The organism is Streptomyces sp. NPDC059456, assembly GCF_042750055.1.
Classification (GTDB): domain Bacteria; phylum Actinomycetota; class Actinomycetes; order Streptomycetales; family Streptomycetaceae; genus Streptomyces.
This window is the reverse complement of sequence record NZ_JBHYVA010000401.1, coordinates 1-7,766: the sequence shown is the minus strand read 5'-3', so window position 1 is coordinate 7,766 and position 7,766 is coordinate 1. Positions and strand designations below refer to the sequence as shown.

Below are 7,766 nucleotides of genomic sequence, written 5' to 3'. Positions count from 1 at the left end.
GGCCTGAGCGGGGCCCGGCCCCGGGGCCCGTGCGGCAGCCGCCGGCCGCCCCGGCCGGGTTCGGCCGGGGCTCCGCCTCCGGCGCAGCGGCCACGCCGGCGTCGCCCGCCGGTGCCTTCGCCCCGCCCGCGGCGCAGGACGAGCAGACCGGCGCCGTCCACCCCGGACCGGGAGCCGCCCCGGGAGCCGTGCCGGCGCCCGCCGCCGGCGGGTCCGGACCGGGAGCCGTGCCCGCCGGTGAACTGGTGCAGGGAGACCCGGGGCTGGTGCGGGCCGTGGAATGGGTGCTGCGCGGGTACGTCGTCGTCGGGACCCTCGACGACGCCGAGCTGCTGGTCGGGGCACGGCCCGACGCCGTCGCCGTGACCCTCGACGGGGACGTCCTCGGCGCACACCTCGCGCACGGCGGCTCCGCCGGGGCCCCCAGCCTGATCGAGGTGCAGGCCGCCGTGGACGAGGCGGCCGCCGAACTGGACCGGCTGGACGGCCGGTGCCGGGACCTGGGTGCGGCCCAGGACGCCGCCCGGGAGCTGCGCCGGGAACTCGTCGCGCGGGTCGAGGAGACCGGCGAGCGCCGCCGGGCCGGGGAGCAGGCCCGGGCCGGGGTGGCGCAGCAGCTGGGGCGGCTCGCCGGCCAGGCGAAGGGCGCCGCCGGCGAGGCCGAGCGCAGTGCGGCCGCCGCCGCCAAGGCGCAGGACGCGCTGGAGCGGGCGCTGGCCGATGTCGAGGAGTGCGCCGAACGGCTGGCCGTCGCCGAGGACATGCCGGTGGAGGAGGAGCCCGACGGCGCGGTGCGGGACCGGCTCGCGGCCGACGGGGCCAACGCCCGGCAGACCGAGATGGAGGCCCGCCTCCAGTTGCGGACGCACGAGGAGCGGGTCAAGGGCCTGGCCGGCCGGGCCGATGCGCTCGACCGCGGCGCCCGGGCCGAGCGCGAGGCCCGGGCCCGGGCCGAGCGGCGCCGGGCACGGCTGCGTCACGAGGCGGAGGTGGCCCGGGCGGTCGCCGACGGCACCCGGCAGCTGCTCGCGCACCTGGAGGTCTCGCTGCGCCGGGCCGAGCAGGAGCGCGCCGCGGCCGAGCAGGCCAAGGGGTCGCGCGAGCGGGAGCTCGGCGAGGCCCGGACGCGGGGCCGCGACCTGAAGGGCGAGCTCGACAAGCTCACCGACTCGGTGCACCGCGGCGAGGTGCTCGGCGCCGAGAAGCGGCTGCGCATCGAGCAGGTGGAGGCGCGTGCGCTGGAGGAGTTCGGGATGGAGGCGGCGGGGCTCGTCGCCGAGTACGGGCCGGACCAGCCGGTGCCGCCGAGCCCGCCCGCCGAGGGGGAGGCCCCCGACGGTGCCGCCGGGCCGGGTCCCTTCGTCCGTGCACAGCAGGAGAAGCGGCTGAAGGCGGCCGAGCGCGCGTACCAGCAGCTCGGCAAGGTCAATCCGCTCGCCCTGGAGGAGTTCGCGGCGCTGGAGGAGCGCCACCGGTTCCTGAGCGAGCAGTTGGAGGACCTGCGCAAGACCCGGGCCGATCTCCTTCAGGTCGTGAAGGAGGTCGACGAGCGCGTCGAGCAGGTGTTCACCGAGGCGTACCGGGACACGGCCCGGGAGTTCGAGGGGGTGTTCTCGCGGTTGTTCCCCGGCGGCGAGGGCCGGCTGATCCTCACCGACCCCGACAACATGCTGACGACCGGTGTGGACGTCGAGGCCCGGCCGCCGGGCAAGAAGGTCAAGCGGCTCTCGCTGCTCTCCGGCGGAGAACGGTCGCTGACGGCCGTCGCGCTGCTGGTGTCCATCTTCAAGGCCCGCCCCAGCCCGTTCTACGTGATGGACGAGGTCGAGGCGGCGCTCGACGACACCAACCTGCAGCGGCTGATCCGGATCATGGAGGAGCTCCAGGAGAGCTCGCAGCTGATCGTGATCACGCACCAGAAGCGGACGATGGAGGTCGCCGACGCGCTGTACGGCGTCTCCATGCAGGGCGACGGCGTCTCGAAGGTCATCAGTCAGCGTCTCCGCTGATCTTTCGCTTCATTTAGTGAACGCATTCACTGAGGGCTCTCGGGTCAGCTCTGTGAAGAATCGGGTTCATCCCCCCTATTGACTTCAGAAAGTGAAGCCATAGGCTCTGCTGTGCCGTGTTGACGTTCAGGTGGTGGCAAGCAGTTTGCTGTGCGCCACTAGAGGAACACGAGCAAGCAGCAACGAGATCCCCCACACCGCCCGCCGTCGCCGCCGGGCCCAGGAGCGCACCTTGACCAGCACAGCGAACGCACCCGCGTCAGGCGGTGGAAGCGCGTCCCAGCCCGACCACCTCGGCCACGTCATCTTCATCACCGCGGCCGCGGCGATGGGCGGCTTCCTCTTCGGCTACGACAGCTCCGTCATCAACGGCGCGGTGGAGGCCATCCGCGACCGCTTCGACGTCGGCTCGGCGGCGCTCGCCCAGGTGATCGCCGCCGCACTGATCGGCTGCGCCATCGGTGCCGCCACCGCCGGCCGCCTCGCCGACCGGATCGGCCGCATCCGCTGCATGCAGATCGCCTCCGTCCTGTTCACCGCGAGCGCCATCGGCTCGGCCCTGCCCTTCGCCCTCTGGGACCTCGCCACCTGGCGCGTCATCGGCGGCTTCGGCATCGGCATGGCCTCGGTCATCGGCCCCGCCTACATCGCCGAGGTCTCCCCGCCCGCCTACCGCGGCCGGCTGGCCTCCTTCCAGCAGGCGGCCATCGTCATCGGCATCGCCGTCTCGCAGCTGGTCAACTGGGGCATCCTCAACCTCGCCGACGGCGAGCAGCGCGGCGAGATCGGCGGCCTGGAAGCCTGGCAGTGGATGCTCGGCGTGATGGTCGTCCCGGCCGTGCTCTACGGGGTGCTGTCCTTCGCCATCCCCGAGTCCCCGCGCTTCCTCGTCTCGGTCGGCCGGACGGAGAAGGCCAAGGAGGTCCTGCGGGACGTCGAGGGCAAGGGCATCGACGCCGACGCCCGCGTCCGCGAGATCGACCACGCGATGCGGTCCGAGCACAAGTCCACCTTCCGGGACCTGCTCGGCGGCCGCTTCGGCTTCCTGCCCATCGTGTGGGTCGGCATCGGACTCTCGGTCTTCCAGCAGCTCGTCGGCATCAACGTGATCTTCTACTACAGCTCCTCGCTGTGGCAGTCGGTCGGCATCGACCCGAGCTCCTCGTTCCTGTACTCCTTCGAGACGTCGGTCGTGAACATCATCGGTACGGTGATCGCGATGGTCTTCGTGGACCGGATCGGCCGCAAGCCCCTGGCGCTCATCGGCTCCGTCGGCATGGCGCTGTCGCTCGGAACGGCGGCCTGGGCGTTCTCGTTCAAGTCCGGAACCGGCGACGACATCTCCCTGCCGCACGCGCAGGGCATCGTGGCCCTGGTCGCGGCCAACTTCTTCGTGCTCTTCTTCGCCCTGTCCTGGGGCGTGGTGGTCTGGGTGCTGCTCGGCGAGATGTTCCCCGGCCGCATCCGCGCCGCGGCCCTCGGCGTGGCGGCTGCGGCCCAGTGGATCGCCAACTGGCTCATCACCGTCACGTTCCCGACGCTGTCCGACTGGAACCTGTCGGGCGCCTACATGATCTACACGTTCTTCGCCGTGCTCTCGATCCCGTTCATCCTCAAATGGGTGCCGGAGACCAAGGGCAAGGCGTTGGAGGAGATGGGGTAACCACCCCCGCCAACACCCCCTCTCCTCTTACGGCAGGTGCTGCCCCCGCTCAGTCCTTGAGCCGGGGCAGCACCTGTTCGCACAGCAGGTGCAGGCTGCGCCAGCCCTCGTCCAGCGGCATCCCGCCGCACAGCGGGTGCAGCACCAGGTTCCCCGTCTCACCCGCGCCCCGGGCGTACGCGACCGCCTCGTCCGGGGTCAGCACCCGGTACACGCCCTCCGCCCGCAGCTCCGCCACCGTGCGCGCGGCCGACCGTACGGCGCTGCGGATGTCCTTCGACTGCCACGACGCGTACATGCCCGCCTCGTGCAGGAAGTGCCCACCGAACTCGGCCCACACCCGGTCCGGGTCCTGCGCGATGTGCAGCAGCGGGGTCTCGGCCGCGGGCATCATGCAGAAGCCCTCCGTCCCGTGCTCCACGAGCTGCTCCCGGTAGTACGCCTCCAGCTCCGGCAGGTGCGCGCTGGGGAAGAACGGCAGTCCGAGCCGGGCCGCGCGCCGCGCCGCCGCCCGGGAGCTGCCGCCGACCAGCAGCAGCGGGTGCGGCTGCGTGAACGGCGCCGGGGTCACCCGTACCGTGCGGCCGCGGAACTCGAACGGCTCACCCGTCCACGCCTTCAGCAGCGTTTCCAGCAGCTCGTCCTGGAGCCTGCCGCGCCGGCCCCACTCGACGCCGTGCTGCTCGTACTCCTCGGGCCGGTAGCCGATGCCCGCGACGGTGACCAGGCGCCCGCCGCTCAGCAGGTCCAGGACCGCGATGTCCTCGGCCACCTTCAGCGGGTCGTACAGCGGGCCGATGATCGCCGAGACCGTGACCGCGATCCGGCGGGTGGCGCCGAAGACCGCACCCGCGAAGGCGAAGGGCGAGGGCAGCCAGTTGTTCGTCGTGCCGTGGTGCTCCTCGGTCTGGACGGTGTCGATCCCGCGGTCGTCCGCGTACCTCGCCATCTCCAGGGCGGCCTTGTAGCGGGCGGCGAGCGTCTCGGGGGTGCCGTTCGGGTCGACGAGATTGAACCGGGCCACGGTGATGGGCATGGAGGAGTCCCCCTTCGCCGGATGTGGGTGGGCGGGCGAAGGGGGACGTTAGCTGACGTGGCGTCAGTTGGACAGGGATCCGGCGGCGGCGAGCCCGGGCTCCCCGGTCCCGGGCTCCCCGGCCCCGGGGTGCGCCGGAGCCGCCGTGCGCGGCAGCACCGCGTACAGCACGCCGGAGGTGACGATGCCGGCCGCCCAGCCCAGGCCGTTCCGCCCGATCCACGTGCCGGCCAGCGGCCCGCCGAACCAGTCGACCTCGGTGAACAGCAGCCCCACCACCAGCGCCGCGCCCCACGCGGTCATGGCCTGCCAGGCGAACCCGCCCCGGTACCAGTACGCGCTGGAGGGGGTGGTGTCCAGCAGCGCGGCGCCGTCGTACGCGGGCCGGCGCAGCATGTCGACGCCGAACACGCCGATCCACGCGGAGAACGCCACGGCGAGCAGCGTCAGGAACGAGATGAACGAGCCGAAGAAGCTGGTCGCGACCACCATCAGCAGGAAGCCGAAGACCAGGCTGATGACCGCGTTGACGCTGACGGCCGCCGCGCGCGGGACCTTGATGCCCAGGGTCTGCGCCGTGAAGCCGGCCGAGTACATCGACATCGAGTTGATCAGCAGCATGCCGACGAGCGCGATCAGCAGGTACGGCACCGCGATCCAGGCGGGCAGCAGATTGCCGATGAAGGAGACCGGGTCCTGCGCCGTGGCCAGGTCCGGGGTGCCCACCGCCATGACCGCACCCATCAGCACCATCGGGATCACGACGACGGCCGCGCCGCCGATCGTCGCGCCGACCATGCCCCGGGCGGAGGCCGTGCGCGGCAGGTAGCGGGTGAAGTCCGGGCCGGACGGGACCCAGCTGATGCCGCCCGCGGCGATGGTGCCGATGCCGGCGATCATCATCGCGGTCGAACCGGCCGGCTTGTCGAAGACGGCGGACCAGTCGCTCTCCACGACCAGATAGCCGAGCACCAGCACGCTGAAGGCGCCGAAGAGGTACGTCGACCAGGTCGAGCAGACGCGCAGCGCGCTGATGCCGAGGCCCGACACCAGGAAGGTGCAGCCGACGAAGAGCAGCAGGGTGACCGCGATCAGCGCGGTGTTCTTCCGCACACCGAACAGCAGGTCCAGCACGGTGAGCACGGCGAACGCGCCGCTGACCGCGTTGATGGTCTCCCAGCCCCAGCGGGCGACCCAGATCAGGGCGCCGGGGAAGAGGTTGCCGCGCTGGCCGAACACGGCCCGCGAGAGCGCCATGCCGGGGGCGCCGCCGCGCTTCCCGGCGATCGAGATCAGACCGACGATCCCGTACGAGACGACGGGCGCGGCGATCGCGACGACCAGCACCTGCCAGATGTTGAGCTCGTTGAAGATCACCAGGCCGGCGCCCATGGTCAGCAGCAGCACGCTGATGTTGGCGGCGACCCAGGTGGGGACGAGCTCGCGGACCCGGCCGGTGCGCTCGGCGTCCGGGACGGGTTCGAGTCCGCGGGTCTCGACCGACGTCTCGGTCGGCGGCTGTGTCGCGCCGTCCATCGCGCCGTCGGCGGGCTCGGCAGGCATGCAGTACTCCGGGTGGGCGGGGCGTACGGGGAAGTCGCCCATCATCGTAGATGTGCGGCCAAGTCCACAAATAGGGGCTTACGGCCGGGCCGGTGCCGCCGGATCCGGGGGGCCGGGGCCGCCGTGGCCGATACTGGACGAGTTATGGACATCCTCATCCTTGCCGTAGTCATCGCCCTGGTCGCGGTCGGCGTGATCAGCGGGCTCGTGGTCAGCAGCCGCAAGAAGAAGCAGCTGCCGCCCCCGGCGCCGCCCAGCACGCCGACCATCACTGCCCCGCCCGCCGAACCGCAGGTGGGGGAGGACGCCGTAGAGACGGCGGAAGAGCCCCGCCGCACGATCGAGGAGGTCGCCCTCCCCGAAGCGCAGGCTGCGGCTCCCGAGGCGCCCGCCGTCGCCGGGCCCGAGGTGCCGGCCGCACCCGCGATCGAGGTGCCCGAGCCCACCGCCGGCCGCCTGGTCCGGCTGCGCGCCCGCCTCGCCCGGTCGCAGAACTCGCTCGGCAAGGGGCTGCTCACGCTGCTGTCGCGCGAACACCTCGACGAGGACACCTGGGAGGAGATCGAGGAGACCCTCCTGATCGCCGACGTCGGCGTCGCGCCCACGCAGGAACTCGTCGACCGGCTCCGCGAGCGGGTCAAGGTGCTCGGCACCCGCACCCCGGCCGAGCTGCGGACCCTGCTCAAGGAGGAGCTGCTGACCCTGGTCGGCACCGACTTCGACCGCGCGGTGAAGACCGAGAGCGGCGCGGACACCCCCGGCGTCGTGATGGTCGTCGGTGTCAACGGCACCGGCAAGACCACCACCACCGGCAAGCTGGCCCGCGTGCTGGTCGCCGACGGCCGCTCCGTGGTGCTCGGCGCGGCCGACACCTTCCGCGCCGCCGCCGCCGACCAGCTCCAGACCTGGGGCGAACGGGTCGGCGCCCGCACCGTGCGCGGTCCCGAGGGCGGCGACCCCGCCTCGATCGCCTACGACGCGGTCAAGGAGGGCATCGCCGAGGGTGCCGACGTGGTGCTCATCGACACCGCCGGCCGCCTCCACACCAAGACCGGCCTCATGGACGAGCTCGGCAAGGTCAAGCGCGTCGTCGAGAAGCACGGCCCGCTGGACGAGATCCTGCTGGTCCTGGACGCCACCACCGGGCAGAACGGCCTGACCCAGGCCCGCGTGTTCGCCGAGGTCGTGGACATCACCGGCATCGTGCTGACCAAGCTCGACGGCACCGCCAAGGGCGGCATCGTCGTCGCCGTCCAGCGCGAGCTCGGCGTCCCGGTCAAGCTCATCGGCCTGGGCGAGGGCCCCGACGACCTCGCGCCCTTCGAGCCGGAGGCGTTCGTGGACGCCCTCATCGGCGACTGAGCGCGACCCGTACGCACCGTACGCAGAGCGGCGGGGCCCCGGGGGGGGGGGGGCCCCGGGGGGGGGGGGGGGGGGGGCGCCGCGGGCCGCCCCCCGGGGGGGCGGGGGCGCGGGGGGGGGGGGAGGAGGAATC

Annotated in this window: 5 protein-coding genes; 3 read left to right on the top strand and 2 right to left on the bottom strand. The window is 72.7% G+C overall.

Translation table 11 applies throughout. From position 1 onward, the window contains the following. The coding region (locus tag ACFXA3_RS28190; protein WP_385191274.1) for an AAA family ATPase at positions 1–2,009 on the top strand (2,009 nt) is incomplete at its 5' end. Positions 2,010–2,241: 232 nt separating this feature from the next. Further along, positions 2,242–3,672: a sugar porter family MFS transporter gene (locus ACFXA3_RS28185; protein ID WP_385191272.1), complete on the top strand. Its 1,431-nt coding sequence runs from the start codon at positions 2,242–2,244 to the stop codon at positions 3,670–3,672. A 49-nt stretch (positions 3,673–3,721) separates the two neighbouring features. Here ACFXA3_RS28185 and ACFXA3_RS28180 read toward each other — a convergent pair whose 3' ends face one another. Both ACFXA3_RS28180 and ACFXA3_RS28175 read right to left on the bottom strand, forming a co-directional pair. Then, entirely contained in the window at positions 3,722–4,708 is a 987-nt protein-coding gene (locus tag ACFXA3_RS28180; RefSeq protein ID WP_385191270.1) for an LLM class flavin-dependent oxidoreductase, read from the bottom strand. A gap of 63 nt (positions 4,709–4,771) precedes the next feature. Beyond that, positions 4,772–6,271 carry a cytosine permease gene (locus ACFXA3_RS28175; RefSeq protein ID WP_385191269.1) on the bottom strand — a complete coding sequence of 500 codons (1,500 nt, stop codon included), beginning with the start codon at positions 6,269–6,271 and terminating at the stop codon, positions 4,772–4,774. Between the two features lie 144 nt (positions 6,272–6,415). Here ACFXA3_RS28175 and ftsY point away from each other — a divergent pair, with 144 nt between their 5' ends. Continuing rightward, complete coding sequence (gene ftsY, locus ACFXA3_RS28170; RefSeq protein WP_385191268.1) at positions 6,416–7,633, top strand: signal recognition particle-docking protein FtsY; 1,218 nt, start codon at positions 6,416–6,418, stop codon at positions 7,631–7,633. Positions 7,634–7,766: the final 133 nt, after the last annotated feature.